Here is a 477-nt window from a genome sequence, read left to right on the forward strand (position 1 = left end):
CATCGGTCTTTGCCGAGATGTAGGCTTGCCGCAATTTCTGACCTGCGCGGAACGCCTCGGCCAGTGCCTTGTCGCCTGCCGCAACTGACCAGATTCGCACTTCGTGAGCAGAGTAGTCGTATCGAATCATCAGGTATCCGGGTGTGGATACGAACATCTTCTTGATGATCTTTGCGAGCTTTCCCCGGCTCGGAATCTGCTGAAGGTTAGGTCCCATCGACGCGAGACGGCCGGTTACCACCGCCCATACCGAATAGTCAGGCCGCAGGTGATTGTCCTTGGCTGCGTCCATGTTCGTCGTAAGCCGTTTGAACCAGCCCTTCGCATACGTGGACAACAGCTTCGTCAGCGCCTGATAGTCGCCGTACAGACCAACGATCTTGTTCTTGTCGCGGTAATGCGCAACGAATTCCTTGTCGATGGCATCTGCCCCGGTCTTCGTCTTCGACAAGGGTTCGAGTCCGAGGATGTCGAAAA

At 55.8% G+C, this 477-nt stretch carries 1 protein-coding gene; it reads right to left on the minus strand.

All coding sequences use genetic code 11. The annotated features are described in order from the left end of the window. Positions 1-477, minus strand: a 477-nt coding sequence (locus AC1RPN_RS08345) for a DNA polymerase (RefSeq protein ID WP_481763737.1), incomplete at both ends; no start/stop codon positions are given.

The sequence above is a fragment of the Dellaglioa sp. CoH-57-MRSF-20 genome (genome assembly GCF_056781955.1).